Source organism: Streptomyces sp. NPDC028928 (assembly GCF_055564915.1).
Genome location: NZ_JBVHVI010000003.1, coordinates 195919 through 222063 on the forward strand (window position 1 = coordinate 195919; position 26145 = coordinate 222063).

Annotated in this window: 22 protein-coding genes; 17 read left to right on the forward strand and 5 right to left on the reverse strand. The window is 72.9% G+C overall.

Annotated elements, in window-relative coordinates:
- Positions 1 to 311 precede the first annotated feature (311 nt).
- The 9 genes from ACZ4U1_RS09980 to ACZ4U1_RS10020 all read left to right on the forward strand — a co-directional run bounded on the left by ACZ4U1_RS09980 (position 312) and on the right by ACZ4U1_RS10020 (position 11656).
- On the forward strand, positions 312 to 1118 hold the full coding sequence (locus ACZ4U1_RS09980; protein ID WP_467901767.1) for a TIGR03084 family metal-binding protein: 807 nt from the start codon (positions 312 to 314) through the stop codon (positions 1116 to 1118).
- Entirely contained in the window at positions 1115 to 2833 is a 1719-nt protein-coding gene (locus ACZ4U1_RS09985; RefSeq protein WP_467901769.1) for an acyclic terpene utilization AtuA family protein, read from the forward strand. The genes ACZ4U1_RS09980 and ACZ4U1_RS09985 overlap by 4 nt, the downstream gene beginning before the upstream one ends.
- Positions 2830 to 4428 carry an acyl-CoA carboxylase subunit beta gene (locus ACZ4U1_RS09990; RefSeq protein ID WP_467901771.1) on the forward strand — a complete coding sequence of 533 codons (1599 nt, stop codon included), beginning with the start codon at positions 2830 to 2832 and terminating at the stop codon, positions 4426 to 4428. Before ACZ4U1_RS09985 ends, ACZ4U1_RS09990 begins: the two co-directional genes overlap by 4 nt.
- An 8-nt stretch (positions 4429 to 4436) precedes the next feature.
- Entirely contained in the window at positions 4437 to 6293 is a 1857-nt protein-coding gene (locus ACZ4U1_RS09995) for an acetyl/propionyl/methylcrotonyl-CoA carboxylase subunit alpha (protein WP_467901773.1), read from the forward strand.
- Positions 6294 to 6300: 7 nt separating this feature from the next.
- On the forward strand, positions 6301 to 7461 hold the full coding sequence (locus ACZ4U1_RS10000; RefSeq protein ID WP_467901774.1) for an acyl-CoA dehydrogenase family protein: 1161 nt from the start codon (positions 6301 to 6303) through the stop codon (positions 7459 to 7461).
- 23 nt (positions 7462 to 7484) lie between these two features.
- A complete protein-coding gene (locus ACZ4U1_RS10005; protein ID WP_467901776.1) occupies positions 7485 to 9053 on the forward strand; it encodes a 4-coumarate--CoA ligase family protein in 1569 nt (522 codons plus the stop codon).
- Positions 9050 to 9787 carry an enoyl-CoA hydratase family protein gene (locus ACZ4U1_RS10010; protein WP_467901777.1) on the forward strand — a complete coding sequence of 246 codons (738 nt, stop codon included), beginning with the start codon at positions 9050 to 9052 and terminating at the stop codon, positions 9785 to 9787. Before ACZ4U1_RS10005 ends, ACZ4U1_RS10010 begins: the two co-directional genes overlap by 4 nt.
- Positions 9775 to 10380 carry a TetR/AcrR family transcriptional regulator gene (locus ACZ4U1_RS10015; RefSeq protein WP_467901779.1) on the forward strand — a complete coding sequence of 202 codons (606 nt, stop codon included), beginning with the start codon at positions 9775 to 9777 and terminating at the stop codon, positions 10378 to 10380. The genes ACZ4U1_RS10010 and ACZ4U1_RS10015 overlap by 13 nt, the downstream gene beginning before the upstream one ends.
- Positions 10381 to 10621: 241 nt before the next feature.
- A complete protein-coding gene (locus ACZ4U1_RS10020; RefSeq protein ID WP_467901781.1) occupies positions 10622 to 11656 on the forward strand; it encodes an isopenicillin N synthase family dioxygenase in 1035 nt (344 codons plus the stop codon).
- A gap of 49 nt (positions 11657 to 11705) precedes the next feature.
- Here ACZ4U1_RS10020 and ACZ4U1_RS10025 read toward each other — a convergent pair whose 3' ends face one another.
- Positions 11706 to 12806 carry a citrate synthase 2 gene (locus tag ACZ4U1_RS10025; RefSeq protein ID WP_467901783.1) on the reverse strand — a complete coding sequence of 367 codons (1101 nt, stop codon included), beginning with the start codon at positions 12804 to 12806 and terminating at the stop codon, positions 11706 to 11708.
- Positions 12807 to 12982: 176 nt separating this feature from the next.
- Between ACZ4U1_RS10025 and pdxH the strand changes: the two genes are divergently transcribed.
- Together pdxH and ACZ4U1_RS10035 are read left to right on the forward strand one after the other, a co-directional pair.
- A complete protein-coding gene (gene pdxH / locus ACZ4U1_RS10030; protein ID WP_467901785.1) occupies positions 12983 to 13669 on the forward strand; it encodes a pyridoxamine 5'-phosphate oxidase in 687 nt (228 codons plus the stop codon).
- A 408-nt stretch (positions 13670 to 14077) separates the two neighbouring features.
- The gene (locus tag ACZ4U1_RS10035; RefSeq protein ID WP_467901787.1) at positions 14078 to 15475 is read left to right on the forward strand and encodes a PAS domain-containing protein; all 1398 of its coding nucleotides are present in this window, start codon (positions 14078 to 14080) and stop codon (positions 15473 to 15475) included.
- A gap of 31 nt (positions 15476 to 15506) precedes the next feature.
- Here the strand turns inward: ACZ4U1_RS10035 and ACZ4U1_RS10040 are convergent, their stop codons facing one another.
- Positions 15507 to 16262, reverse strand: coding sequence for an SIS domain-containing protein (locus tag ACZ4U1_RS10040; protein ID WP_467901789.1), 756 nt, complete (start codon positions 16260 to 16262; stop codon positions 15507 to 15509).
- 202 nt (positions 16263 to 16464) lie between these two features.
- On the opposite strand from ACZ4U1_RS10040, the gene ACZ4U1_RS10045 reads away from it, so the two are divergent.
- Both ACZ4U1_RS10045 and ACZ4U1_RS10050 read left to right on the forward strand, forming a co-directional pair.
- The gene (locus tag ACZ4U1_RS10045; protein ID WP_059250541.1) at positions 16465 to 17157 is read left to right on the forward strand and encodes a metal-dependent transcriptional regulator; all 693 of its coding nucleotides are present in this window, start codon (positions 16465 to 16467) and stop codon (positions 17155 to 17157) included.
- A gap of 304 nt (positions 17158 to 17461) precedes the next feature.
- Positions 17462 to 18322, forward strand: a complete 861-nt coding sequence (locus ACZ4U1_RS10050; protein WP_467901791.1) for an alpha/beta fold hydrolase — start codon at positions 17462 to 17464, stop codon at positions 18320 to 18322.
- Positions 18323 to 18513: 191 nt separating this feature from the next.
- On the opposite strand, the gene ACZ4U1_RS10055 is transcribed toward ACZ4U1_RS10050, so the two are convergent.
- Positions 18514 to 19179, reverse strand: a complete 666-nt coding sequence (locus tag ACZ4U1_RS10055) for a bifunctional DNA primase/polymerase (protein ID WP_467901792.1) — start codon at positions 19177 to 19179, stop codon at positions 18514 to 18516.
- A 284-nt stretch (positions 19180 to 19463) separates the two neighbouring features.
- On the opposite strand from ACZ4U1_RS10055, the gene ACZ4U1_RS10060 reads away from it, so the two are divergent.
- Both ACZ4U1_RS10060 and ACZ4U1_RS10065 read left to right on the forward strand, forming a co-directional pair.
- Complete coding sequence (locus ACZ4U1_RS10060; RefSeq protein WP_467901794.1) at positions 19464 to 20849, forward strand: transcriptional regulator; 1386 nt, start codon at positions 19464 to 19466, stop codon at positions 20847 to 20849.
- Between the two features lie 212 nt (positions 20850 to 21061).
- Complete coding sequence (locus tag ACZ4U1_RS10065; RefSeq protein ID WP_467901796.1) at positions 21062 to 22663, forward strand: hypothetical protein; 1602 nt, start codon at positions 21062 to 21064, stop codon at positions 22661 to 22663.
- A 10-nt stretch (positions 22664 to 22673) separates the two neighbouring features.
- Here the strand turns inward: ACZ4U1_RS10065 and ACZ4U1_RS10070 are convergent, their stop codons facing one another.
- Positions 22674 to 23999, reverse strand: coding sequence for an ABC transporter substrate-binding protein (locus tag ACZ4U1_RS10070; protein WP_467901797.1), 1326 nt, complete (start codon positions 23997 to 23999; stop codon positions 22674 to 22676).
- Positions 24000 to 24116: 117 nt separating this feature from the next.
- Here ACZ4U1_RS10070 and ACZ4U1_RS10075 point away from each other — a divergent pair, with 117 nt between their 5' ends.
- Together ACZ4U1_RS10075 and purU are read left to right on the forward strand one after the other, a co-directional pair.
- Positions 24117 to 24617, forward strand: coding sequence for an SCO4402 family protein (locus ACZ4U1_RS10075; RefSeq protein ID WP_467901799.1), 501 nt, complete (start codon positions 24117 to 24119; stop codon positions 24615 to 24617).
- A gap of 47 nt (positions 24618 to 24664) precedes the next feature.
- Positions 24665 to 25549, forward strand: coding sequence for a formyltetrahydrofolate deformylase (gene purU / locus ACZ4U1_RS10080; RefSeq protein WP_467901800.1), 885 nt, complete (start codon positions 24665 to 24667; stop codon positions 25547 to 25549).
- A gap of 27 nt (positions 25550 to 25576) precedes the next feature.
- Here purU and ACZ4U1_RS10085 read toward each other — a convergent pair whose 3' ends face one another.
- Entirely contained in the window at positions 25577 to 26089 is a 513-nt protein-coding gene (locus ACZ4U1_RS10085) for an EF-hand domain-containing protein (protein ID WP_467901802.1), read from the reverse strand.
- Positions 26090 to 26145: the final 56 nt, after the last annotated feature.

Consider the following 26145-nt stretch of genomic DNA (forward strand, 5'->3'; position numbering starts at 1 on the left):
CCGGTGCTGCCGATCTGATTCTGGCCGCGGAGGGTTAGGGCATCCTCGGCCTCGGCAACCGTCATCCGCGCGAGACCGCGAAAACCACGACGAGGCGTTCATCGACGCCTACGTCACCACCGCCACCCGGCTCTTCCCGGACCGCCTGCTGCGCTGAGGGAGCTTCGGCACCACCAACGCCCGCCGCGTCCTCGACCGCTACCGCGTACCTGCCCGTGCAAGCGGCGTGACCGCCCCCTGCTCGCTGCTCCGTCCCACAAATTCATGCAAGCATGCTTGATTGTTTCTGGCCCCACTGCCATGCTCCCCCCATGGCCGACCCGACGCCCGTCATCGACGACCTGCGTGCCGAGAGCGGTGAACTCGAGCTGATGGTGGCCGAGTTGAGCCCTGAGCAGTGGGCCCTGCCCACCCCCGCGCCCGGCTGGACCGTCGCTCACCAGATCGCGCACCTCGCCTGGACCGACCGCTCGGCACTGCTCGCCGTCACCGACCCCGACGCCTTCCGGGCGCTGGTGGAGAAGGCGCTCGCGGCCCCCGACTCGTTCGTGGACGAGGGCGCGGAGGAGGGCGCCGTACTCCCGCCCGCCGAGCTGCTGGCGGCCTGGCGCACCGGGCGTACCGCCCTCGACCAGGCCCTGCGCGCCGCCCCGGCCGGCGCCCGGTTCCCCTGGTACGGCCCGCCCATGTCCGCCGCCTCTATGGCCACGGCGCGACTTATGGAGACCTGGGCCCACGCGCTGGACGTCGCCGACACCCTGGGTGTGGTGCGCGCACCCACCGACCGGCTCCGGCATGTGGCCCGGCTGGGGGTGCGGACCCGCGACTTCGCCTTCGGTGTGCACGGACTCACCCCGCCGGCCGACGAGTTCCGCGTCGAACTGACCGCGCCCTCGGGCCAGGTGTGGGCCTACGGCGACGCGCACGCCGCCCAGCGCGTCACCGGCCCCGCCCTCGACTTCTGCCTCCTGGTCACCCAGCGCGCCCACCGCCGCGACCTCGCCCTGACGGCCGTGGGCCCGGACGCCGACCGCTGGCTCGACATCGCCCAGGCCTTCGCGGGCCCGCCCGGCACCGGGCGCCCACCGAAGGAGACCGGGACGGAGGCCGGCCGGTGACACCCCTGCGCATCGGCAACTTCTCCGGCTTCTACGGCGACCGCGCAGACGCCCTGCGCGAAATGCTCACCGGTGGCGAGGTGGACGTCCTCACCGGCGACTACCTCGCCGAACTCACCATGCTCATCCTCGCCCGCGACCGGCTGAAGGACCCGTCCGCCGGATACGCCCGCACCTTCCTGCGCCAGCTGGAGGACTGCCTCGGCCTCGCCCACGAGCGCGGGGTGCGGATCGTCACCAACGCGGGCGGCCTCAACCCCGCCGGACTGGCCGACCGCATACGCGGGTTGGCGGACCGGCTCGGGATACCGGTGCGGGTCGCTCGGGTCGAGGGGGACGATCTCACCGCCGCCCACCCCGGCGCCCTCGCCGCCCACGCCTACCTCGGCGGCTTCGGCATCGCCGCGTGCCTGCGGGCCGGCGCCGACGTGGTGGTCACCGGCCGGGTGACCGACGCGGCGCTCGTCACCGGGCCCGCCGCCGCCCACTTCGGGTGGAGTCCGGCGGACCACGACCGGCTCGCCGGTGCCGTCGTCGCCGGGCATGTGCTGGAGTGCGGGACCCAGGCGACCGGCGGGAACTACGCGTTCTTCGGCGAGGGGGACGTACGCCGTCCCGGCTTCCCGCTCGCCGAGATCCACGCCGACGGCACCAGCGTGATCACCAAGCACCCCGGCACCGGCGGCTTCGTGGACGTGGGCACGGTCACCGCCCAGCTGCTGTACGAGACCGGCGGCGCCCGGTACGCCGGACCCGATGTCACCGCCCGGCTGGACACCGTACGGCTGAGCCAGGACGGGCCGGACCGGGTGCGGATCGAGGGGGTGCGCGGGGAGGCGCCGCCGCCCACGCTCAAGACCGGGATCAACCGGCTCGGCGGCTTCCGCAACGAGGTCGTCTTCGTGCTCACCGGACTCGACATCGAGGCCAAGGCGGCCCTGGTGCGCGAGCAGCTCGCCGGTGTGCTCGCCGAGTCGCCGCCGCAGGAGGTGCGGTGGGACCTGGTGCGGACCGACCGGGCCGACGCCGACACCGAGGAGACGGCCAGCGCGCTGCTGCGGCTCGTCGTGCGCGACCCGGACCAGCAGGTCGTGGGGCGCGCGCTGAGCGGGGCGGCCGTGGAACTGGCCCTCTCCAGCTACCCGGGCTTCCATGTGCTCTCCCCACCCGGAAAGGGCGCTCCCTATGGGGTGTTTGAGGATGTGTACGTGCCCCATGGGGCCGTGAACCATGTGGCCGTCCTCCATGACGGACGCCGTATCCCCGTGCCGCCGCCCCAGGAGACACGGCCCCTGGACGCCGTACCGCCTCCGCAGGAGGCCCTCCAGGAGGTCCTCCCCGAGCCGCTTCCCGACCCTCTCCCCGAGCCTCTTCCGCCCGGCCCGGCCCGGCGGGCGCCCCTCGGCCTGGTCGCCGGGGCGCGCAGCGGGGACAAGGGCGGGAACGCCAACGTGGGGGTGTGGGCGCGGACGGACGACGCCTGGCGGTGGCTCGCGCACACCCTCACCGTCGAGAGGTTCCGGCAGTTGCTGCCCGAGACCCGCGACCTGCCGGTGACCCGGCACCTCCTCCCGAACCTGCGCGCCCTCAACTTCGTCGTGGAGGGCATCCTCGGCGCCGGCGTCGCCGCGCAGGCCCGCTTCGACCCGCAGGCCAAGGCCCTCGGCGAATGGCTGCGCTCCCGCCACCTGGACATCCCGGAGACCCTGCTGTGACGGTTCTGCAGACCGCGGTCGACCCCACCGCCCCCGACCACCGGGCCCACCGCGAGGCCATGCTCGCCAAGCTCGCCGAGCTGGAGGCCGAACACGCCAAGGCGCTCGCGGGCGGCGGCGAGAAATACGTCCGGCGGCACCGCGAACGCGGCAAGCTGCTCGCCCGCGAGCGCATCGAACTGCTGCTGGACCCCGACACCCCGTTCCTGGAGCTGTCCCCGCTGGCCGCCTGGGGCAGCGACTACCCCGTCGGCGCCTCCCTCGTCACCGGCATCGGCGTGGTCGAGGGCGTGGAGTGCCTGATCACCGCGAACGACCCGACCGTACGCGGCGGCGCCAGCAACCCCTGGAGCCTGAAGAAGGCCCTGCGCGCGAACGACATCGCCCTCGCCAACCGGCTGCCCTGCATCAGCCTGGTCGAGTCGGGAGGCGCCGACCTGCCGTCCCAGAAGGAGATCTTCATCCCGGGCGGGGCGATCTTCCGCGACCTGACGAGGCTCTCCGCCGCCGGCATCCCGACCATCGCCGTCGTCTTCGGCAACTCCACCGCCGGCGGCGCCTACATCCCCGGCATGTCCGACCACGTGATCATGGTCAAGGAGCGGGCGAAGGTGTTCCTCGGCGGGCCGCCGCTGGTGAAGATGGCCACCGGCGAGGAGAGCGACGACGAGTCGCTGGGCGGCGCCGAGATGCACGCGCGCGTGTCCGGCCTCGCCGACTACTTCGCCCTGGACGAGCCGGACGCCCTGCGCCAGGCCCGCCGGGTCGTGGCCCGCCTGGGCCACCGCAAGGCGTACCCGGACCCCGGCCCGGCCGAGCCGCCGAAGTACGACCCGGAGGAGCTGCTGGGCATCGTCCCGGGCGACCTGAAGATCCCGTTCGACCCGCGCGAGGTCATCGCCCGCATCGTGGACGGCTCCGACTTCGACGAGTTCAAGCCGCTGTACGGCACCAGCCTGGTCACCGGCTGGGCGGCCCTGCACGGCTACCCCGTTGGCATCCTGGCCAACGCCCAGGGGGTCCTGTTCAGCGCCGAGTCGCAGAAGGCCGCCCAGTTCATCCAGCTCGCCAACCAGCGCGACATCCCGCTGCTCTTCCTGCACAACACCACCGGCTACATGGTCGGCAGGGAGTACGAGCAGGGCGGGATCATCAAGCACGGCGCGATGATGATCAACGCCGTCTCCAATTCGAAGGTCCCGCACCTGTCGGTCCTCATGGGGGCGTCGTACGGCGCCGGGCACTACGGCATGTGCGGCCGGGCCTACGACCCCCGGTTCCTGTTCGCCTGGCCCAGCGCCAAGTCCGCCGTCATGGGCCCGCAGCAGCTCGCCGGCGTGCTCTCCATCGTCGCCCGGCAGTCGGCGGCGGCGAAGGGCCGGCCGTACGACGAGGACGCGGACGCCGCCCTGCGCGCCATGGTGGAGCAGCAGATCGAGTCCGAGTCGCTGCCCATGTTCCTGTCCGGGCGGCTGTACGACGACGGCGTCATCGACCCGCGCGACACCCGCACCGTCCTCGGCCTGTGCCTCTCCGCCCTGCACACCGCGCCCTACGAGGGCGCGCGCGGCGGCTTCGGCGTCTTCCGGATGTGAGGGATCACGTGATTTCCAGAGTGCTCGTCGCCAACCGGGGCGAGATCGCCTGCCGTATCTTCCGCACCTGCTCGGACCTCGGCATCCGCACGGTCGCCGTGCACTCGGACGCCGACGAGAACGCGCTCCACGCGCGCGTGGCCGACACAGCGGTACGACTGCCGGGCGCGGCGCCCGCCGACACCTACCTGCGCGGCGACCTGATCGTGAAGGCGGCCCTGGCCTCCGGCGCCGACGCCGTGCACCCCGGGTACGGCTTCCTGTCCGAGAACCCCGACTTCGCCCGCGCCGTCCTCGACGCCGGCCTGGTCTGGATCGGCCCGCCCCCGCAGGCCATCGAGGCCATGGCGTCCAAGACCCGCGCCAAGCGGCTCATGGGCCTCGCCCCGCTCGACCCGGCCGAGGTCGGCGACGCCGACCTGCCCGTCCTGGTGAAGGCGGCCGCGGGCGGCGGAGGGCGCGGAATGCGGATCGTGCGCCGCCTGGACGAGCTGCCGGCCGCGCTGGAGAGCGCCCGCGCCGAGGCCGCGAGCGCCTTCGGCGACGGCGAGGTGTTCGTGGAGCCGTACCTCGAACACGGCCGCCATGTCGAGGTGCAGATCCTCGCCGACACCCACGGCACCGTCTGGCCCCTCGGCACCCGCGACTGCTCCCTCCAGCGCCGCCACCAGAAGGTGATCGAGGAGGCACCGGCGCCCGGACTCACCAAGGGGCTCACCGAAGAGCTGCGCACGCTGGCCGTACGCGCCGCCCGCGCCGTCTCCTACACCGGCGCAGGCACGGTCGAGTTCCTGGTCGCCGACGGCCGCGCCCACTTCCTGGAGATGAACACCCGCCTCCAGGTCGAACACCCCGTCACCGAGGCGGTCTTCGGTCTCGACCTGGTCGCCGAACAGATCCGGATCGCCGAGGGCCACGCCCTCGACAAGGAGCCCCCACGCGCGCGTGGCCACGCGATCGAGGCCCGCCTCTACGCCGAGGACCCCGCCCGTGACTGGGCCCCGCAGACCGGCACCCTGCACCGCCTCGCCGTACCGGCCGGCGTCCGCCTGGACACCGGCTACACCGACGGCGACCCCATCGGCGTCCACTACGACCCGATGCTCGCCAAGGTCGTCGCCCACGCCCCCACGCGCGCGGAGGCCGTCCGAAGGCTCGCCGGCGCGCTGGAGTCCGCCGCCGTCCACGGCCCGGTCACCAACCGGGACCTGCTGGTGCGCTCCCTGCGGCACCCGGAGTTCACGGCCGCCCGCATGGACACCGGCTTCTACGACCGCCACCTCGGCGAACTGACCTCCTCCGGGACGGGCGACCCCCTCGCCCCGCTGGCCGCCGCCCTCGCCGACGCCCACGGCCGCTCCCGCTTCGGGGGCTGGCGCAACGTTCCCTCACAGCCGCAGGTGAAGCGGTACGCGATGGGCGGAGCGGAGCACGAGGTCCGGTACCGGTACACCAGGGACGGGCTCGCGGCGGACGGGGTGCGGGTCGTCCACGCCGACGCCCGTCTCGTCGTGCTCGAAGCGGACGGCGTCCGACGCAGGTTCGAGGTGGCCCGCTACGGCGACCAGGTCCACGTCGGCGCCACCCGCCTCACCGCCCTGCCCCGCTTCCCCGACCCGACGGCCCAGCTCGCGCCGGGGTCCCTGGTGGCCCCGATGCCGGGCACGGTCGTACGCCTCGCCGAGGGGCTGGCGGAAGGGGCAACGGTCCGGGCCGGTCAGGGCCTCATATGGGTGGAGGCGATGAAGATGCAGCACCGGATCGCGGCGCCGGCCACCGGAACCCTCACCGCCTTGCACGCCAAGCCCGGCCAGCAGGTGGAGCCGGGCACGGTGCTGGCAGTAGTGCAGGAAACCTCTTCCTAGGAGCCCCATGACCGCCGTCATCGAATCCGAAGAGCACAAGGCCCTACGATCCGCGGTAGCCGCCCTCGGCAGGCGCTACGGCCGCGACTACGTCACCCGCACCGTCGCCGAAGGCAAGCCCCCCGCCGAACTCTGGTCCGAGGCGGGCAAACTCGGCTACCTCGGCGTCAACCTCCCGGAGGAGTACGGAGGCGGCGGGGGAGGCATAGCCGACCTCTCCATCGTGCTCGAAGAGCTGGGAGCCGCGGGCTCACCCCTGCTCATGCTGGTCGTCTCCCCGGCCATCTGCGGCACGGTGATCTCCCGCTTCGGCACCGAGGAGCAGAAACGGCAGTGGCTGCCCGGAATCGCCGACGGCACCCGCCTCATGGCCTTCGGCATCACCGAACCCGACGCCGGCTCCAACAGCCACCGCATCACCACCACCGCCCGGCGGGACGGCGCCGACTGGCTGCTGACCGGCCGCAAGGTGTTCATCTCCGGTGTCGACATCGCCGACGCCGTCCTGATCGTCGGCCGCACCGAGGACGCGCGCACCGGCACCCTGAAACCCTGCCTGTTCATCGTCCCGACGGACGCCGAGGGCTTCCACAAACACCCCATCGACATGGAGCTCAACGCGGCGGAGAAGCAGTTCGAGCTGGTCCTGGACGACGTCCGACTGCCCGCCGACGCGCTCGTCGGCGACGAGGACGCGGGGCTCCTCCAGCTCTTCGCCGGACTCAACCCCGAGCGGATCATGACGGCCGCGTTCGCGATCGGCATGGGCCGCCACGCGCTCGCCAAGGCGATCGAGTACGCCCGCGACCGCACGGTCTGGAAGGCCCCCATCGGCGCCCACCAGGCCATCGCCCACCCCCTGGCGCAGGCCCACATCGACCTGGAGCTGGCCCGGCTGATGATGCAGAAGGCGGCCCTGCTCTACGACTCGGGCGACGACATCGGCGCGGGCGAGGCCGCCAACATGGCCAAGTACGCGGCAGGGGAGGCCTGCGTGAAGGCCGTCGACCAGGCCGTGCACACCCTCGGCGGCAACGGACTCACCCGGGAGTTCGGGCTCGCCTCGTTGATAACGGCCGCGCGCGTGGCTCGTATCGCCCCGGTGAGCCGGGAGATGATTCTCAACTACGTCTCCCACCAGACCCTGGGCCTGCCCAAGTCGTACTGAGCGGCCCCGTGCGAGGAGGAACCGTGTTCCGCAGCGAGTACGCAGACGTTCCGCCCGTAGAACTCCCCATCCACGAAGCCGTCCTGGGCCGGGCCGCCGCCTTCGGCGACCAGCCCGCCCTCATCGACGGCACGGACGGCACCACCCTCACGTACGAGCAGGTGGACCGGTTCCACCGGCGCCTGGCCGCCGCCCTCGCCGACGCCGGCGTCCGCAAGGGCGACGTCCTCGCCCTGCACAGCCCCAACACGATCGCCTTCCCGACCGCCTTCTACGCGGCCACGCGCGCGGGTGCCGCCGTCACCACCGTGCACCCGCTCGCCACCGCCGAGGAGTTCGCGAAGCAGCTCCAGGACAGCGGGGCCCGCTGGATCGTCACCGTCTCCCCGCTGCTGGAGACCGCCCGCCGGGCCGCCGAGATCGCGGGCGGCGTACGCGAGATCCTGGTCTGCGACGGCGCACCCGGGCACCGCTCGCTGATCGACCTGCTCGCCACCACCGCCCCCGAACCCGACATCGCCATCGACCCGGCCGAGGACATCGCCGCACTGCCGTACTCCTCCGGCACCACCGGCACCCCCAAGGGCGTCATGCTCACCCACCGGCAGATCGCCACCAACCTCGCCCAGCTGGAGCCCGCCGTCCCCGCCGGCCCCGGCGACCGCATCCTCGCCGTCCTGCCGTTCTTCCACATCTACGGCCTCACCGCCCTGATGAACGCGCCCCTGCGCAGCGGCGCCACGGTCGTCGTCCTGCCGCGCTTCGAGCTGGAGACCTTCCTCGCCGCGATCGAGACCCACCGCATCACCGGCCTGTACGTCGCCCCGCCGATCGTCCTCGCCCTCGCCAAACACCCGGCCGTCAGCCGCTACGACCTCTCCTCCCTGAAGTACGTGATCAGCGCCGCCGCCCCGCTGGACGCCCGGCTCGCCCTCGCCTGCGCCGAACGTCTCGGCCTGCCCCCGATCGGCCAGGCCTACGGCATGACGGAACTGTCCCCGGGCACCCACGTCGTCCCCCTCGACCGGCTGCGCGAGGCCCCCGCCGGCACGGTCGGCCGGCTCATCGCCGGCACCGAGATGCGGATCGTCTCCCTGGACGACCCCGGCAAGGACCTCGGCACCGGCGAGTCCGGCGAGATCCTCATCCGCGGCCCCCAGGTGATGAAGGGCTACCTCGGCCGCCCCGACGCCACCGCCGCCATGATCGACACCGACGGCTGGCTGCACACCGGGGACGTCGGACACGTCGACCCCGGCGGCTGGCTGTTCATCGTCGACCGGGTGAAGGAACTGATCAAGTACAAGGGCTTCCAGGTGGCCCCGGCGGAACTGGAGGCCCTCCTGCTCACCCACCCCGGCATCGCCGACGCCGCCGTCATCGGCGCGTACAACGACGACGGCAACGAGATCCCGCACGCCTTCGTCGTCCGCGCCCCCACCGCCGACGGCCTCACCGAGAACGACGTCCTGCTGTACGTCGCCGAACGCGTCGCCCCCTACAAACGCGTCCGCCGGATCACCTTCATCGACACCGTCCCCCGCGCCGCCTCCGGCAAGATCCTGCGCCGACAGCTCAGGGAGCACACATGACCGGCCTCGTCACCCGCACGCGCGCGCGTGCCGTGGAAACCCTCGGCCTGGACGCCACCGAAACCCGCAACGCCCTGTCGGCGGCCCTCGTCACGGAACTCGCCGAGGCCCTCACCGCCTCCGGCAAGGACCCGGACGTACGGGCGGTGGTCCTCACCCACACCGGTACGACCTTCTGCGCCGGCGCCGACCTGCGCGACCCGCCCGCCCCCGACGCCCTGGTGGCCCTGCTCCGGCAGATCACGGAGCTGCCCAAGCCGGTCGTCGCCCGCGTCACCGGCCACGTCCGCGCCGGCGGCCTCGGCCTGCTCGCCGCCTGCGACATCGCCGTAGCCGGCACCGGAGCCACCTTCGCCTTCACCGAGGTCCGCATCGGAGTCGCCCCCGCCGTGATCTCCCTCCCGGTCATCCCGCGCACCGACCCCCGCGCCCTGGCCCGCTACTACCTCACCGGCGAACGCTTCGCCCCGGCCGAGGCCGTACGCCTCGGCCTGCTGACGGCCACGGCGGACGACGTGGACGAAGCCCTCGCACCCATCCTGGACGGCCTGCGCCGTTCCTCCCCCCAGGCCCTGACCGAGACGAAACGGCTGCTCACGGCTAGGGTGCTGGAGACATTCGACCGGGACGCGGCCGGGCTGACCGCGCTCTCGGCCCGGCTGTTCGCCTCCCCCCAGGCCCGGGAGGGGATGACGGCCTTCCTGGAAAGACGTGATGCGGCATGGGTGGTGTGAGTACGACCGAGCGCGAGCGCGTTCCCAAGCAGGACCGCAGCCGGGCCACCCGGCAGCGGCTCCTGGAAGCCGCCGTGGCCTGCCTCGCCGAACACGGCTGGGCGGGCTCCACGGTCGCCGTCGTCGCCGAACGCGCCGGCGTCTCCCGGGGCGCCGCCCAGCACCACTTCCCGACCCGCGAAGACCTCTTCACCGCCGCGGTCGAGTACGTCTCCGAGGAACGCTCCCTGGCGCTGCGCGCCCTCTTCCCCGACGGCCCCGCCGACCGCCGGGCCGTGGTGTCCGCCCTGGTCGACCTCTACACCGGCCCCCTCTTCCGCGCCGCCCTCCACCTGTGGGTCGCCGCCTCCGACGAGGAACAGCTGCGACCGCGCGTGACCGAGCTGGAGGCCCGCGTCGGCCGCGAGACCCACCGCATCGCCGTCGACCTCCTCGATGCCGACGAGTCCCGCCCCGGCGTCCGCGAAACCGTCCAGGGCCTCCTCGACATGGCCCGCGGTCTGGGCCTCGCCAACCTCCTCACCGACGACACCACCCGCCGTGAACGGGTCGTCGCCCAGTGGGCCACCCTGCTGGAGGACGCACTGGGCTGAGGGAGCCGCAGCCGGGGCGCCCGCTCGGCCGGGGAGTCACCGCCGGGGCGCGTTACCCTTGGCGCATGCTTCCGATGCTCGTTCGCCGCCGCCACGTGGACTACGTGCGCGTCACGAGCATGGGCTGTCGGCTTTCGGCCTGATCCAGCCCCTTTCTTCTTCCCCGTCTTACGGCATCCTGGGCGCCGCCCCCTACCCCCGGCGGCCTGCCCGTGGCCCACACACCCCTGTGGACGCACCCATGACGACGCACACCGCGACGGCGACCCCGTCGTACGACCAGCTCCCGATCATCGACCTGTCGGCCGCCGACCGCGGCCCCCAGGCCCGCTCCCTGCTCCACGCCCAGCTGCACAGCGCCGCCCACGACGTCGGCTTCTTCCAGCTCGTCGGGCACGGAGTGACCCGGGCCGAGACCGACGCGCTGCTCACCGCGATGCGCGCCTTCTTCGCCCTCCCCGAGGCCGACCGGCTCGCCCTGGACAACGTCGGCTCCCCGCACTTCCGCGGCTACACACGCACCGGCGACGAGCGCACCGCCGGCGCCCGCGACTGGCGCGACCAGCTCGACATAGGCGCCGAACGCCCTGCCCGGATCCCCGGTCCCGGCGAACCCCCGTACTGGTGGCTCCAGGGCCCCAACCAGTGGCCGGCCGCCCTCCCCGAACTCCGCACCGCCGCCCTCGCCTGGATCGACAAGCTCAGCGCGGTCGCCCACCGCCTCCTGCGCGAACTGCTGACCGCGATCGGCGCCCCGGCCGACTTCTACGACCCGATCTTCGGCCCCCACGCCCACCCGCACCTCAAGCTGGTCCGCTACCCCGGCAGCGCGGACGACGGCACCGACCAGGGCGTCGGCGCCCACAAGGACTACGGCTTCCTCACCCTGCTCCTGCAGGACACGGTCGGCGGCCTCCAGGTCCAGCGCGAGGACGGCCGCTTCCACGACGTCCCGCCCATCGAGGGCGCGTTCGTCGTCAACCTCGGCGAACTCCTGGAGGTGGCCACCAACGGCTACCTGCTGGCCACGAACCACCGCGTGGTCAGCCCGCCCGGCGCCACCGAGCGCTTCTCGGTCCCGTTCTTCTACAACCCCCGCCTGGACGCGAAGGTGGCCCCCCTGCCCTTCCCGCACGCGTCGAAGGCCCCCGGCATCACGACGGACCCGACGAACCCGCTGTACGCGGAGTACGGCTACAACGAACTGAAGGGCAAGCTGAGGGCCCACCCGCTGGTGGCGGAGCGGCACCACGGGAACCTTCTGACGCCCGCGTGACCGGCAGGGGTGCGGGGCCGTACCGGCCTGCGGCCCCGCACCGCCCCCTCTAGTGGGCGGCCTCCCCGTACCCCTCGATGTCCTGGGGCCGCCGCGGCCCCGGCCCCACATACCGGGCGGAAGGCCGCACCAGCCGCCCCGTCCGCTTCTGCTCCAGAATGTGCGCCGACCACCCAGCGGTCCGGGCACACGTGAACATCGACGTGAACATGTGGGCCGGCACCTCGGCGAAGTCGAGCACGATCGCCGCCCAGAACTCCACGTTGGTGGCCAGCACCCGGTCCGGCCGGCGGTTGTGCAGCTCCTCCAGCGCGGCCTTCTCCAACGCCTCGGCGACCTCGAACCGCGGCGCGCCCAGCTCCCGTGCCGTACGGCGCAGCACCCGCGCCCGCGGGTCCTCGGCCCGGTACACCCGGTGCCCGAAGCCCATCAGCCGCTCACCGCGGTCCAGCGCCTGCCGGACGTAGGCCTCCGCGTCCCCCGTGCGCTCGATCTCCTCGATCATCCCGAGCACCCGCGACGGCGCACCGCCGTGCAGCGGACCGGACATCGCGCCCACCGCGCCGGACAGCGCCGCGGCGACATCCGCACCGGTGGAGGCGATGACCCGCGCCGTGAAGGTGGAGGCGTTCATGCCGTGCTCGGCGGCGGAGGTCCAGTACGCGTCGACGGCCGCGACGTGCTTGGGGTCCGGCTCGCCACGCCACCGGATCATGAACCGCTCGACCACCGAGGCGGCCTTGTCGATCTCCCGCTGCGGCACCATCGGCAGTCCCTGCCCGCGCGCGGACTGGGCGACGTACGACAGGGCCATGACGGCGGCCCGCGCCAGGTCCTCCCGGGCCTGCCGCTCGTCGATGTCGAGCAGGGGACGCAGTCCCCAGACGGGGGCGAGCATGGCGAGCGCCGACTGGACGTCCACGCGGATGTCACCGGAGTGGACGGGGATCGGGAACGGCTCGGCGGGCGGCAGGCCGGGGTTGAAGGCGCCGTCGACCAGCAGCCCCCACACGTTCCCGAACGAGACGTGCCCGACCAGGTCCTCGATGTCGACGCCCCGGTAGCGCAGGGCGCCGCCCTCCTTGTCCGGTTCGGCGATCTCCGTCTCGAACGCGACGACTCCTTCGAGCCCGGGTACGAAATCGGACATCAGGCGGCTCCTCGTGATGTGTGGGCGGCGGTCACCCCGGTGATGCCCCGATCTGCCGGTGGTCACCCGTGGTCAACCCAACCGCAAAGGGACCAGCACGATAACCCCCGGTGCCATGGTTGGGGAGACCATACGACACTGAGTGCCATACCCGTTCGATACGGCAAGATGACCGCGTGACCGACCGCGACCCGCTCCTGGATCCCGTCCTCGATCCCGCCGCCATGCGCAAGCAGTACCGGGCCGACGGCCTCGCCGAAGAGGACCTCGCCACCCATCCGATGGACCAGTTCACCCGCTGGTTCGAGGATGCCGCCCGCGCGGCCCTGCACGGCACGCTCTACGAACCCAACGCGATGGTCGTCTCCACGGCGGACGCGAAGGGCCGGCCCAGCTCACGCACGGTGCTGATGAAGCAGTACGACACCGACGGCTTCGTCTTCTTCACCAACTACGACTCCCGCAAGGGCCGCGACCTGGCCGAGAACCCGCACGTCTCGCTGCTCTTCCCCTGGCACCCGCTGGCCCGCCAGGTCATCGTCACCGGCACCGCCCGGCGCACCGGCCGCGACGAGACCGCCGCCTACTTCCGCACCCGCCCGCACGGCTCCCAGCTGGGCGCCTGGGCCAGCGCCCAGTCCAGGGTGATCGCCTCGCGCACCGAACTGGACACGGCCTACGCCGAACTCGCGGCCCGCTACCCCGAGGACGAACAGGTCCCGGTCCCGCCGCACTGGGGCGGCTTCCGCATCGCCCCCGAGACGATCGAGTTCTGGCAGGGCCGCGAGAACCGCCTCCATGACCGCCTGCGCTACGTCGCCCAGCCGGACGGCAGCTGGAAGGTCGAACGCCTCAGCCCCTGACGGGCCCGGAAACGCAGACGACCCGCGGGCTGGGTTCCTCCGAGGAGGAGCCGGCCGGACGTACCGGCAGCCCGCGGGTCGGGTGACTGCTTGGGATTGGGCCGGCTGCACGCATCCGTCGCGCGCTGGTCCGGCACCGCACATGGGCGTGGTGACGGGCCGCTAGCCCGCAGCCACCTCACGCGTCCGGTTCTCATACATCTGCCGAACCACCTCCCTTCTCGTGTACCCCACACCCTAAGAAGCCGTCGTGACGGGCTCAACTGTTTTTTCACCGGACGGCTCGCGGCATTGATCTCTGGAATCTTGCGGGAACAGGATGTGTGCTGAGTCACGTTCCAGTTGAATGAAGGCCAGTGAGCGAACCGAGCGCCGTGTGTGCGCGGACGCGGTTTCCAGGGGGTCCAGGTGAGTGCTTCACGGCGGAGTGGGACCACTGACGAGCTGGGGCCGGACGAGCCCGGCGAGCCCGGCGGGTCCGATCTGCTCGCCGCGCTGCTGGACGGCATGGACGCGGCGCTGTGCGCCTTCGACGCCGACGGGGTCGTGACCCACTGGAACCGGGAGGCCGAGCGGATCCTCGGCTGGACGGCCGCGGAGGCCGTCGGGCGGCACGGGTTCGCCGGGTGGGCGGTGCGCAGCGCCGACGCCGAGGAGGTGCAGGCCCGGCTGATGTCGGCGATGCACGCGCCGGGGCGCCAGGTGCACGAGTTCGCGCTCGTCACCAAGGACGGCGGGCGGGTGCTCGTACGGACGCAGTCGGCCGCCGTGCGCGGGCCCGACGGGAAGCCCGCGGGGGTGTACTGCGCGTTCAGCGAGGTCCACGCGCAGATCGACCTGGAGCGGTCGATCGCGCTGAGCGAGGCGCTGTTCGAGGACGCGTCCTGGGGAGTCGTCCTGGTCGACGCCGATCTGCGGCCCGCCGTGGTGAACGCGCACGCGGCGCGGACGCTGGGGGTGGGCCGTACGTCCGTGCTGGGGCGTCCGCTGGGCGAGCTGCTCGCGCAGGGCGTGGAGGAGCTGGAGGCCGCGCTCACCCATGTCCTCGCCGAGGGCGCGCCGCCCGCGCCCGCCGAGATGTGGGTGACCGTGCGCACTCAGGAGGGCGAGAAGCGGCGCTGCTGGCGCAGCGGCTTCGTGCGGCTGGCCTCGCCGCTCGCGGAGGAGCCGGTGCCGCTCGGGGTGGGGTGGCTGTTCGAGGACGTCACCGAGGCCAAGCAGGGTGAGCAGGAGGCGTCCCTGCTGCGGTTCCGGACGAATCAGCTGCACCGTGCGGCCCGGGCGGCGGCCGAGTGCGAGGACCCGGTGGAGGCGGCCATCGTCCATCTGGACTTCGCCCTCGCCGGCTTCGCCGACCACGCCCTCGTCGACCGGGTGGCGGGTGTCCCGCGCGCGGAGGGAGAAGACCCCTCCGTCCGGCTGGTGCGGCTCGCCGCGACGCCCGCCGGGGCGCCGGGTCCGAGCCTGCTCACGGGCGCGGCCGGGCTGCCCGTGCGCTACCCGGACGGGCATCCGGCGCTGCGGTGCGTGGAGCGGGCCGGGACCGTGCGCGCGGACGCCGGGCCGGTTCCGGCCGAGCGGGCGCGGGAGTGGGCGCTGGAGCGGCAGTGGCCCGGCGACGCGGTGCACGCGCTGTGCGCGGTGCTGCGCAGCCGGGGACGGACGCTGGGCGTGGTGACCTTCCTGCGCGGTGCCGGCCGCAGCCGCTTCGAGCGGTCCGACGCCGCCTACGCGGAGGACGTCGCCGTACGGATCGCGGCGGCGCTGGACCTGGCGGAGGCGGTGCGGGGCCGGCCGGGGGAGTAGCCGCGGCGGGGCCGCTGCCGACGGGGTGCTGTCAGTGGCGGTAGAAGATCCGGTCGCCGTACTCCGCCATCACCCGGCCGTTCCACTCGTGGCCGCCGTCGACGTTCCCGGAGCGCAGCAGCGGGGGTTCGATGCCGCGGTCGGCGAGGGTGGCGGCGGTGGTCGCCATGACGGCCTGCATCAGGGCGGTGGTGACGACGGTGGAGGCGGGGGCGAAGGGCGCCGGGATGGTGTCGAGGGCGAGTTCCGCGTCGCCGACGGCGATCTTCGAGTCGAGGACGATGTCGCAGTGGTCCTTGAGGAAGGTGCCAGAGCTGTGCCGGGACGTCGTCTGCGAGGCGTACGCCACCGAGGTGACGCCGATGACCTTCACGCCGAGGGCGCGGGCGCTCAGGGCCATCTCGACGGGCAGGGCGTTGCGCCCGGAGAGCGAGATGATCACGAGGGCGTCGCCGGCGCGGAGCGGGGAGGTGTCCAGGACGGCGCTCGCGAGGCCGTCGACGCGTTCGAGGGCGGAGCCGAGGGTGGCGGGGGTGACGTCGACGCCGACGACGCCGGGTACGGCGAGCAGGTTCATCAGCGCGAGGCCGCCCGCGCGGTAGACGACGTCCTGGGCGGCCAGCGAGGAGTGCCCGGCGCCGAAGGCGAACAGGCGGCCGCCGGCCGCGACGGTGTCGGCGAGCAGGGTGCCGGCCGCGGCGATCGCCCCGGCCTCCTCGTCACGGACCCGGTGCAGCAGGCCGTTGGCGGCGTCGAAGAACAGGTCGGCAGGCGTGCCGTCGCTCATGCGGTGCCCCTTCGCAGCGTCTGTGTCGCGGATCACCGTGCGGTCTGGACCATCTCGGTGTCAATACGGCAGGGACCCGGCTGCGGGCGGCCGGGTGCGTCCGTTTTCCCGCCGCCGCCCGCTTGTCAGTGGGATCCGGCAGAATTGATGCCAGGGCCTGCGCAAGCGGCCGGCTGCCGGCAGAGGTAATCGAGGGGCACGTATGTCCGGACTGATCGACACCACGGAGATGTATCTCCGCACCATCCTCGAACTCGAAGAGGAAGGCGTCGTCCCCATGCGCGCCCGCATCGCGGAGCGGCTGGACCAGAGCGGGCCGACGGTGAGCCAGACGGTGGCGCGGATGGAGCGCGACGGCCTGGTCTCCGTGGCCAGCGACCGGCACCTGGAGCTGACCGACGAGGGCCGCCGGCTGGCGACGCGCGTGATGCGCAAGCACCGCCTGGCCGAGTGCCTGCTCGTGGATGTGATCGGGCTGGAGTGGGAGCAGGTGCACGCGGAGGCGTGCCGCTGGGAGCACGTGATGAGCGAGGCCGTCGAGCGCCGCGTGCTGGAGCTGCTGCGGCACCCGACCGAGTCGCCGTACGGCAACCCCATCCCGGGCCTGGAGGAGCTGGGCGAGAAGGACGGGGCGGACCCGTTCCTGGACGAGAGCATGGTGTCGCTGGCCGACCTGGACCCGGGCACGGACGGCAAGACGGTCGTCGTCCGCCGTATCGGCGAGCCGATCCAGACGGACGCGCAGCTGATGTACACGCTGCGGCGGGCGGGTGTGCAGCCCGGGTCGGTGGTGAGCGTGACGGAGTCGCCCGGCGGCGTGCTGGTGGGCAGCGGTGGCGAGGCGGCCGAGCTGGAGGCGGACATCGCCTCCCACGTGTTCGTCGCCAAGCGCTGATCAAGGAGAGGGCCCCGGCACCGTGTGGCGCCGGGGCCTGTCCTCCCCTGTGCTGACCCGGAGCCCCGAGCTCTCAGGGTCATCCCCCTCGGACCGTTTTTCCCCGAGCGGTCCGCCTCCTGCCAGAAAGATCCCCTGGGGCACGGCGATCATTCCTTGAGGGGTGTCACTCAAATGAGGGGTGTTGTCCGCGGAGACATCATTTTCGAATAGGTATTCGATAGCCTGAAACGGCTGGACGACACGAGCTGGGCGACACGAGCTGGACGACGAGGCAGGCGGAGCACTGGGGGGTGCCAGGCCGATGGCACGGCGTATCGATGTGACGGGAGCGGGCGGGCTGCGCCTGGCCGCCTGGGAGTTCGCCGACCCTCCGAAACCGGAGGCGGAGCCGAGCGCTCCGGGGGTGTTGTTACTCCACGGCCTGATGGGCCGCGCCTCCCACTGGGCGTCCACCGCCCGCTGGCTCGCCGGGCGCCACCGCGCCGTGGCGCTCGACCAGCGCGGCCATGGCCAGAGCGACAAACCCCCGCCGGCCGCCTACACCCGCGAGGCCTATGTCGAGGACGCCGAGGCCGCCGTGGAGCAGCTCGGCCTCGCCCCCGCCGTCCTCATCGGCCACGCCATGGGCGCGCTGACCGCCTGGCAGCTCGCCGCCAAGCGCCCCGACCTGGTGCGCGGTCTGATCATCTGCGACATGCGGGCCTCCGCGCTCGGCGCCGCCTCGCAGCGCGAGTGGGCCGACTGGTTCACGTCCTGGCCCGTCCCCTTCGCCAGCCTCGCCGACGTCCGCAAGTGGTTCGGCGAGGACGACCCCTGGGTGGAGCGGCCCAGCCCCGCGCGCGGCGCGTTCTACGCCGAGGTGATGCACGAGTGCGAGGACGGCTGGCGTCCCGTCTTCGACCCCCAGCACATGCTCAGGTCCCGTGAGACCTGGGTCTACGACGCCCACTGGGAGGAACTGGCCCAGGTGCGGTGCCCGACGCTGGTGGTGCGCGGCGTGGACGGCGAGCTGGGGCGGGCGGAGGCCCAGGAGATGGTGCGGGTGCTGCCGCGGGGGGAGTACGCGGAGATTCCGGACGCCGACCACCTCGCCCACTTCGACCTGCCGGTGGCCTGGCGGGGTGCCGTCTCGCCGTTCCTTGACGGCTTGCTCGGGGATTGAGTGCCTACGCGTCTGCCGGGTGCGCTTCGTTGGCGGGTGCGGGTGTGTGGTGGGTTCCTCGCGCAGTTCCCCGCGCCCCTTGAGTCGGCACAGTGCAACGCCTTGAGGGGCGCGGGGAACTGCGCGACCAGCCACGACGGAACCGGTAGCCGCCAAGTGACCGGAACCCCGCAGACGAGTGGGCGAACCGGCTACCGATCCCTCCCGCACGCATAGGCCAGCGGTGAGATCAACTCCTCCGCGTCCGGCAGCCACCGGTTCGCGGGTGTCGGCCGGCGGGCCCACTGCACGGCCCCCCGCGACCCGAACCGCGTGGGCGGCGCAGCCACGTACGCGCCCTCGCCCTGCGCCACCAGGTCCAGCGACGCCAGCGACCAGCCGAGCTTGCGCACCAGCTCCGGCACCTTCGCGGACGCCCCGGGCAGCACGAAGAAGTGCATGCGCCGGTCCGGCGTCAGCGTGACCGGCCCGAGCGTCAGCTCCATCCGCTCCATCCGGGCGAGCGCCAGGAAGCCCGCGCTCTCCGGAACGGACAGCGTGTCGAAGGTCCGCCCGGTCGGCAGCAGGATCGACGCCGTCGGCTGCTTCTGCCACATCCGGCGCGCGACGGTCGCGCTGCCGGTCGCCTGGGTCGCCCAGTCGGGGCGCGTGGGGTGCGCACCCGGCGCAGGGCAGGAGGCGTCACCGCACGAGCAGCGCTGCATCCCGTCGACGGCTTCCAGCCAGGTGCCCGGGAACACGTCCCAGTGCCGCTCCTCGGCGTACCGTACGGCGGTCTCCAGCAGCGATTCCCCGCGCTGCTGCGGAATGTGACCGGCAATCTGACTGTCCTGGGCGCCCGCGATCGTCTCTTCCACGTTCCACTCAACTCCCGCACCCACCTGGAGTTACGGCCGTACCGCGCGCGGGGGAGGAGCATCGATTCCGCAGCCGGGGCGCATGGGTGCACGTCCGGGGGCGCGTGGGAGGAGACGGGGCGTGAGGTGGGTAGCCAGGGAGGGGGGCAACCGTCTTTACCCCGGCAAACCGCACATGTCACGCATTGACGGTATGTCAGCTGGGCAGTGATCTTCCCGGCCGGAACTTCGTGCTCCGGAGGATCGCAACAGGCTCCAGGGGATCGCAACGCAGGGGGTAGCACATGGCCGCAAGGCCTCTCGTGGCGAGGCAGCCGAACGAACGGCTGCAGGCACTCATCCAGGAAGCGGGGTGCTCGAACGCCGGGCTGGCCCGGCGGGTCAACATGTGCGGCGCGGAGCACGGGCTCGACCTGCGCTACGACAAGACGTCCGTGGCCCGCTGGCTGCGCGGCCAGCAGCCGCGGGGCCGGGCCCCGGCGATCATCGCCGAGGCGCTCGGGCGCAAGCTCGGCCGTACGGTCACGATCGACGAGATCGGCATGGCCAACGGCAAGAACCTCGCCTCGGGGGTCGGTCTCCAGTTCTCGCCGACGGTACTGGGGGCCATCGAGCAGGTCTGCGAGCTGTGGCGCAGCGACGTGGGACGCCGGGACTTCCTGTCCGGCTCCTCCGTCGCCGCCTCCGCGCTGGTCGAGCCCAGCCGCGACTGGCTGATCTCGGCGCCGGACGCCCAGGTGGCCCGGCAGGCCGGCCCGCGCGTGGGGCAGGCCGACGTGGCCGCCGTACGGTCCATGACCCAGGCGCTGGTGGACCTCGACCACCAGTACGGCAGCGGGCATGTCCGCCCGGTCGTCGTGCACTACCTCAACAGCGTCGTCTCCGGGCTGCTCGCGGGCTCGTACCGGGAGGCGGTCGGCCGGGAACTCTTCGCCGCCGTCGCCCGGCTGACCGAGCTGGCCGGGTACATGGCCGTCGACACCGGCCAGCCGGGCCTCGCGCAGCGGTACTACATCCAGTCGCTGCGTCTCGCGCAGGCCGCCGGGGACCGCGGGTACGGCGGTTACGTCCTCGCCGCGTCCATGAGCCATCTCGCCGCGCAGCTCGGAAACCCGCGCGAGATCGCCCAGTTGGCGCGGGCGGCGCAGGAGGGGGCGCGCGGGCATGTGACCCCGCGCGCGGAGGCGATGTTCCACGCCGCCGAGGCGCGCGGACACGCCCTGCTCGGCGACGCGCGCACCGCGCAGGCGGCCGGCGGGCGGGCGGTCGACGCCATGGAACGCGCGGACGGTGCCGCCGGGGACGACCCGGTGTGGATCAGACACTTCGACGAGGCCTATCTCGCCGACGAGTTGGCGCACTGCCACCGCGACCTCGGACAGCCCGAGCAGGCGGCGCGGTACGCCGAGCAGTCGCTGGCCGGGCACCCCGAGTCCCGGGCCCGCCGGCGCGCCATCGGCTACGTCCTGCTCGCCACGGCCCAGGTGCAGCAGCGCGAGGTCGAGCAGGCCTGCACCACCGGCATGAAGGCGGTGGAGCTGCTGGAGACGCTCCGCTCCAACCGCGGCGCCGAGTACCTGGAGGACCTCCAGCAGCGCCTGGAGCCCTTCCGTGACGAGGCGGTGGTACGGGAGTTCGGCGCGCGCCTCGATTTACAGCAGGCCGCGTGAACACCGGCCCCGCGGGGGCGTGAACGGGAGGGAAACGGCACCCGGGGGTGCGCCGGGTGCCATGGACGGCGCATTGCGGGCCGTTGGTGTTACCGCCGTCACAGGGAAGTCGCAGAGAAGGAGGTCGCGTCCTGAGCTGCGTAGCACGCGGCTCGGGGGACCCGGTAGCGTGAGCCGACGATTCACAAGGTCCCCCATTAGTAGGAGTCCCGGTGACGCAGAGTGGACAGGGCGAGGAGCCCTCGGCGCGGCCCGCGCGCGAAGGCATCGTGCTGCCCTCCGACGGAGGCGAGCCCCTGCTGCCGGGCATGACCGCGACGCCCGCCCCCGCCGGCCCGGCCGGCGGCCAGGCCTGGGACGGTTCCTGGGGCCCCGGTCGGCAGGCGTCCCAGCAGGCCCACCAGCAGGGCCAGGGCTGGGCCCCGTCGGAGCCCCCGCAGTGGACCGGCTCCCCGCAGCCCCCGTCCGCCGCGAACCCGGGCCCGCTGCCCCCGGAGGGCGCCCCGGCCCCGTCGTACGGCGGCCAGGCACCGGCCTACGGCGGCCCCGGCGCCCCGTACGGCGGCCAATCCGCTCCCGGTGCCGGCGGCTACGGCCCGGCTCAGCAGCAGCCCGCGTACGGCGCCCCCGACGCCTACCAGCAGCACCAGGCGCCGCAGCCCCAGCAGCCGTACCAGGCCGCCCCGCTGCCCCCGACGGCGGACGGCGCGACCCAGTACCTGCCGCCGGTGCAGGCCGCGCCGGCCGACGGCGCCACCCAGTACATCCCGCCGGTCCCCGCGGGCCCCGGCTCCGTCGACGAGGCGGCCACCCAGTACATCCCGCCCGTCGCGCCCGGCGCGCTGCCGCCGGAGTCGGCCGGCGAGGAGACCCGGTACCTGGGCCAGGTGCCCCGGCAGGCGGCGCCCGCGTCCTCCGACGCGGAGGCCACCCAGTACATACCGCCCTACACCGCCCAGGCCCAGGGGCAGGGCGCGGACCGGCAGCCGCCCGCCGAGTTCGACAGCCTCTTCCGCGGCGGCCCCGCGGGCGGTGACGGCCCGGCAGGGTCCACCCAGCAGCTCCCGCGCGTCCAGCAGCCGGACGCCCACCCCGGCGCGGGTGCGTCGCCGTACCGCCCGGCGCAGCCGTCGTACGACGGCGGGGCGTACGACGACGAGCCGTACGACGACGGCGGGCGGCGCCGGGGCCGGTCGCGGGTGCCGCTGATCGCCGCGATCGGCGTGGGCATCGCCGTGCTCGGCGTCGGCGCCGGCGCGCTGCTCAGCGCCGGGGGCGACAAGGACAAGGGCGGTGACGACAAGACGGTCGCCGCCGCGTCCCCGGCCACCCAGGACTCCGCCTCGCCCACCGTCGACCCGGCCCGGCAGCAGGCGGTCGAGCTGGACAAGCTGCTCGCGGACAGCGGCAGCAGCCGCTCCTCGGTGATCCAGGCGGTGGCCGACGTCAAGCAGTGCGACAACCTCGACCAGGCCGCCGCCGACCTGCGGGACGCGGCCAGTCAGCGCAACCAGCTGGTCACCCGGCTGGGCAAGCTGTCCACGGACAAGCTGCACGCCCAGGGCCAGCTGAGGGACGCGCTGACCAAGGCCTGGCAGGCGTCCGCCGCGGCCGACAACCACTACGCGGCCTGGGCCGACCAGGCCAAGAGCCGCAAGGTCTGCCGCAAGGGGCACGCCCGCACCACCGGGGAGACCCAGGCAGGCAACCGGGAGAGCGGCACCGCCAGCGCGCAGAAGACGAGGGCGGCGGCGCTGTGGAACACGATCGCGCAGAAGTACGGCCTGACCCAGCGCCAGCCCACCCAGCTGTGACGGCCGCCCGTCAGGTCACGTCCGCGTTCTCCAGCGTCGAGGTCATGTCGGCGATCCCGTTGGTGCCGCCGATGCCCTTGCGGGCGGCGACCAGCTTGCCGTCCCGCACCACCTGGAGGGTGACGTCGGCGTTGACCAGCCGCGGGAACCCGACCGCGGCGAGCTTGCCCTCGTAGGGCCAGTGCAGGGTCGGGGTGAGGCCGCCGGTGGAGACCCGCAGGCCGTCGTTGAGGGTGCGGCGCACGGTGTCGGCGCTCACCTCGCCGTCGCCGATCCTCTCCAGGACGGCCCGGAGCACGGTGTAGGCGATCCACGTGGTCTGCACACCGGCGTCCTCGGGGTCGATGCGGTTGTCGCCGAAGGCCTCCTCGTTGATCACCTTCTTCATCGGGTCCCAGCGCGGGTCGGAGGCGACCGGGTACCAGCCGGTGATGTACGCCCCCTCGTACGGCCCCGACGCCCCGCCCGTGGCGTTGATCACGGTCTGGTCGACGCTGCCGAGCACGGTCGCCGTGCGCACGTCCGGGAAGTTCTGGCGGGCTCGCCGGAAGGAGTCCATGAAGGTGTCCGTGCGGTCTCCGAGCGCGGGCACCACACAGCCCTTCTTCGTCACGTCCTTGGTGGCGTAGCGCAGCGCCTGCTCGGACTGGCCGGCGTACTCGGTGGCGTCGTCGGCGGCGAGCTGGTCACCGGCGTCCGCGTGCCCGCCCGCCTTCAGGCCGGAGTCGAGCATCGCGGGCAGCTGGTCGCCGGCGATGCTGTCGGGGCGGACCAGGGCGACGTTGCCGCAGCTGTCGGCGAGGGCCTTGCCGAGGCCGGCGAGGAGGGCGGGCTGGCCGCCGTTGACCGGGTAGGACATCGCGCCGGTGAACTCGTCGTTGGTGACGCCGTAGCCGCCGATGTAGGGGATGCCGGCGCCTTCCAGCGGGGCGAGGTAGGAGTCGCCGAACTGGCTGTAGGAGCCGACGACCGCGACCACGTTCTCGTCCGCCGCGCGCCGGGCGCACCGGGCGGCGCCCACGCCGTCGTTGTGGTCGTTGCAGGTCAGCACCTCCAGCCGGTGGCCGTTGATGCCGCCGTGGGCGTTGACCCACTTCGCGTAGGCGCGGGCCATCGCGGGCATGCCCGGTTTGTTGGTCGCGTCGGTGTCCTGCGGGGCCCAGGTCATCACCTTGACCGGGTCATCCCCGGAGCCCCCCGTGGCACCGGGGATGACCCCGCATGCGGCGGTGAGCGACGCACAGAGGGCCACGGCGCCCGTGGCGAGGGCGGTGGCTCTGACGGGGCGGGGAAGGGCGGGGAGGAAGGTGCTGCGGGTGCGTCGCCTGCCGGTCATGTCCCCGCACGATTCCCTCACAGCGCTAACCCGGGAGTGACCCTCGGTCAACGAAAGGTGACGTGGAGGTGAATTGGAGGGGCCGGTGAGGCCCGTGGGACGAGGAACGTACGATCGATGACCGTGCAAGGTTCGGAGAACTCTTCCCGTCGCGGCCGTCGCTCCTCCACCATGGGCGGCATGCCCCTGAACAACATGCCGTGGTGGCGGTGGCGCAGCAACGTGCGCTCGGCGCTGCACATGCTCTCCGACCCGGTGTTCCAGCGGGACGTCTGGCTGGCCGGTGTGGACGGCTACGGCGACGTCACGGACGCGGTGTACCGGCTGGTGGAGGACACCTGGCTGGACAACTGGTCGGCCGAGAAATACGTCGGCACCATATTCCGGGACTCGCAGGAGGCGGCGCTCGTCGACACCGCCGTGCTGCGGGTGCTGCGGATCATGCACCAGGTCGGCCCGGACGCGCCGGTCTCCGCCTACCTGGACCACCCGGGCTGGCCGGACGCGGTGCGGGCGGCGCGGGACGCGCACGTGCGGATGTCGGCGAGCGACGGGGAGGACCCGGACGCGCCGCCGAAGAGCCTGGAAGTGCTGCGGATCCTGACGCGGTCCGCGTAGCGGACGTCGGCCCCGTGCAGGGGAGCCGGTGTGGGACCCTGTAGTGCATGACTGAGCAGTCCGCCTCTCCCGCCGCCGCACCGGCCGACCAGTACGTCCTCACGCTCTCCTGCCCGGACAAGCAGGGCATCGTGCACGCCGTGTCCAGCTATCTGTTCATGACCGGCTGCAACATCGAGGACAGCCAGCAGTTCGGCGACCACGACACGGGACTGTTCTTCATGCGCGTCCACTTCTCGGCCGAGGCGCCGGTGACGGTGGACAAGCTGCGGGCGAGCTTCGCGGCGATCGGTGACACCTTCCACATGGACTGGCAGATCCACCGGGCCGACGAGAAGATGCGCATCGTGCTGATGGTCAGCAAGTTCGGGCACTGCCTGAACGACCTGCTGTTCCGGGCGCGGACCGGCGCGCTGCCGGTGGAGATCGCGGCTGTGGTGTCCAATCACACCGACTTCGAGGAGCTGGTGGGCTCCTACAACATCCCCTTCCACCACATCCCGGTGACGAAGGAGAACAAGCCGGAGGCCGAGGCGAAGCTGCTGGAGCTGGTGCGCGAGGAGAAGGTCGAGCTGGTCGTCCTCGCCCGCTACATGCAGGTGCTCTCGGACGACCTGTGCAAGCAGCTCAGCGGCCGGATCATCAACATCCACCACTCCTTCCTGCCGAGCTTCAAGGGCGCGAAGCCGTACCACCAGGCGCACGCCCGGGGCGTGAAGCTGATCGGCGCGACCGCGCACTACGTCACCGCGGACCTCGACGAGGGCCCGATCATCGAGCAGGAGGTCGAGCGGGTCGGCCACGGCGTGACGCCGGACCAGCTCGTGGCCATCGGGCGCGACGTGGAGTGCCAGGCGCTGGCGCGGGCCGTGAAGTGGCACGCGGAACGGCGCATTCTGCTCAACGGCCGACGGACGGTGGTGTTCGCCTGAGGAGGCGGGGCGCCTACGCGCGCCCCGTTACTCGGGCACCGTGAAGTAGCGGGCGAAGGCGGGGACGATGTCCGGCTCGCCGATCGTTCCGTCGCCGTCGGTGTCGAGGGCGGCGGCGATCGCCTCGGCCTGTTCCGCCGGTACGTGCAGGACGCGCAGCACCCGCGCGGTGTCGGCGACGCCGACCTTGCCGTCTGTGCCGGTGCAGGCCACCGCCAGGGCCGCGTGCAGGAAGGGGCGGGCGATCTCGGCGAAGCGGTCGGGGTTGTCGCGCAGCCGCTTGACCGCGCCGGTGACGAACTCCTCGCGGGTGATGCGCTGGTCGCCGTCCCGGTCCGCGATGCCGGCCATGCCCTGCCAGAACGCCTCCGCGCCCGCGTACAGCGCCTGACCCTTGTCGGAGCGGGCGGCCACGCCGAACTCGGTGAGCAGCGCCTTGGCCGCCGCGCTGAAGTCCTCACGGTCGATGGAGCCGTTGCCGTCCTGGTCGAAGGTGGCGAACCGGGCGGCGATCCTGCGCTCGTACTCGGTGCTGGCCATGTCTGTTCGGGCCGCCTTCCGTTGACGTGGGGGTTGATCCGGGTGGGAGCGTACGT

What these genes read in the sequence shown, in the direction of transcription:
- ACZ4U1_RS09980 (WP_467901767.1), top strand. Translation starts at nt 312, where the DNA reads ATGGCCGACCCGACGCCCGTCATCGACGACCTGCGTGCCGAGAGCGGT.
- ACZ4U1_RS10000 (WP_467901774.1), top strand. Translation starts at nt 6,301, where the DNA reads ATGACCGCCGTCATCGAATCCGAAGAGCACAAGGCCCTACGATCCGCG.
- ACZ4U1_RS10010 (WP_467901777.1), top strand. Translation starts at nt 9,050, where the DNA reads ATGACCGGCCTCGTCACCCGCACGCGCGCGCGTGCCGTGGAAACCCTC.
- ACZ4U1_RS10015 (WP_467901779.1), top strand. Translation starts at nt 9,775, where the DNA reads ATGGGTGGTGTGAGTACGACCGAGCGCGAGCGCGTTCCCAAGCAGGAC.
- ACZ4U1_RS10020 (WP_467901781.1), top strand. Translation starts at nt 10,622, where the DNA reads ATGACGACGCACACCGCGACGGCGACCCCGTCGTACGACCAGCTCCCG.
- ACZ4U1_RS10025 (WP_467901783.1), bottom strand. Translation starts at nt 12,806, where the DNA reads ATGTCCGATTTCGTACCCGGGCTCGAAGGAGTCGTCGCGTTCGAGACG.
- ACZ4U1_RS10040 (WP_467901789.1), bottom strand. Translation starts at nt 16,262, where the DNA reads ATGAGCGACGGCACGCCTGCCGACCTGTTCTTCGACGCCGCCAACGGC.
- ACZ4U1_RS10045 (WP_059250541.1), top strand. Translation starts at nt 16,465, where the DNA reads ATGTCCGGACTGATCGACACCACGGAGATGTATCTCCGCACCATCCTC.
- ACZ4U1_RS10050 (WP_467901791.1), top strand. Translation starts at nt 17,462, where the DNA reads ATGGCACGGCGTATCGATGTGACGGGAGCGGGCGGGCTGCGCCTGGCC.
- ACZ4U1_RS10060 (WP_467901794.1), top strand. Translation starts at nt 19,464, where the DNA reads ATGGCCGCAAGGCCTCTCGTGGCGAGGCAGCCGAACGAACGGCTGCAG.
- ACZ4U1_RS10070 (WP_467901797.1), bottom strand. Translation starts at nt 23,999, where the DNA reads ATGACCGGCAGGCGACGCACCCGCAGCACCTTCCTCCCCGCCCTTCCC.
- ACZ4U1_RS10075 (WP_467901799.1), top strand. Translation starts at nt 24,117, where the DNA reads ATGACCGTGCAAGGTTCGGAGAACTCTTCCCGTCGCGGCCGTCGCTCC.
- purU (WP_467901800.1), top strand. Translation starts at nt 24,665, where the DNA reads ATGACTGAGCAGTCCGCCTCTCCCGCCGCCGCACCGGCCGACCAGTAC.
- ACZ4U1_RS10085 (WP_467901802.1), bottom strand. Translation starts at nt 26,089, where the DNA reads ATGGCCAGCACCGAGTACGAGCGCAGGATCGCCGCCCGGTTCGCCACC.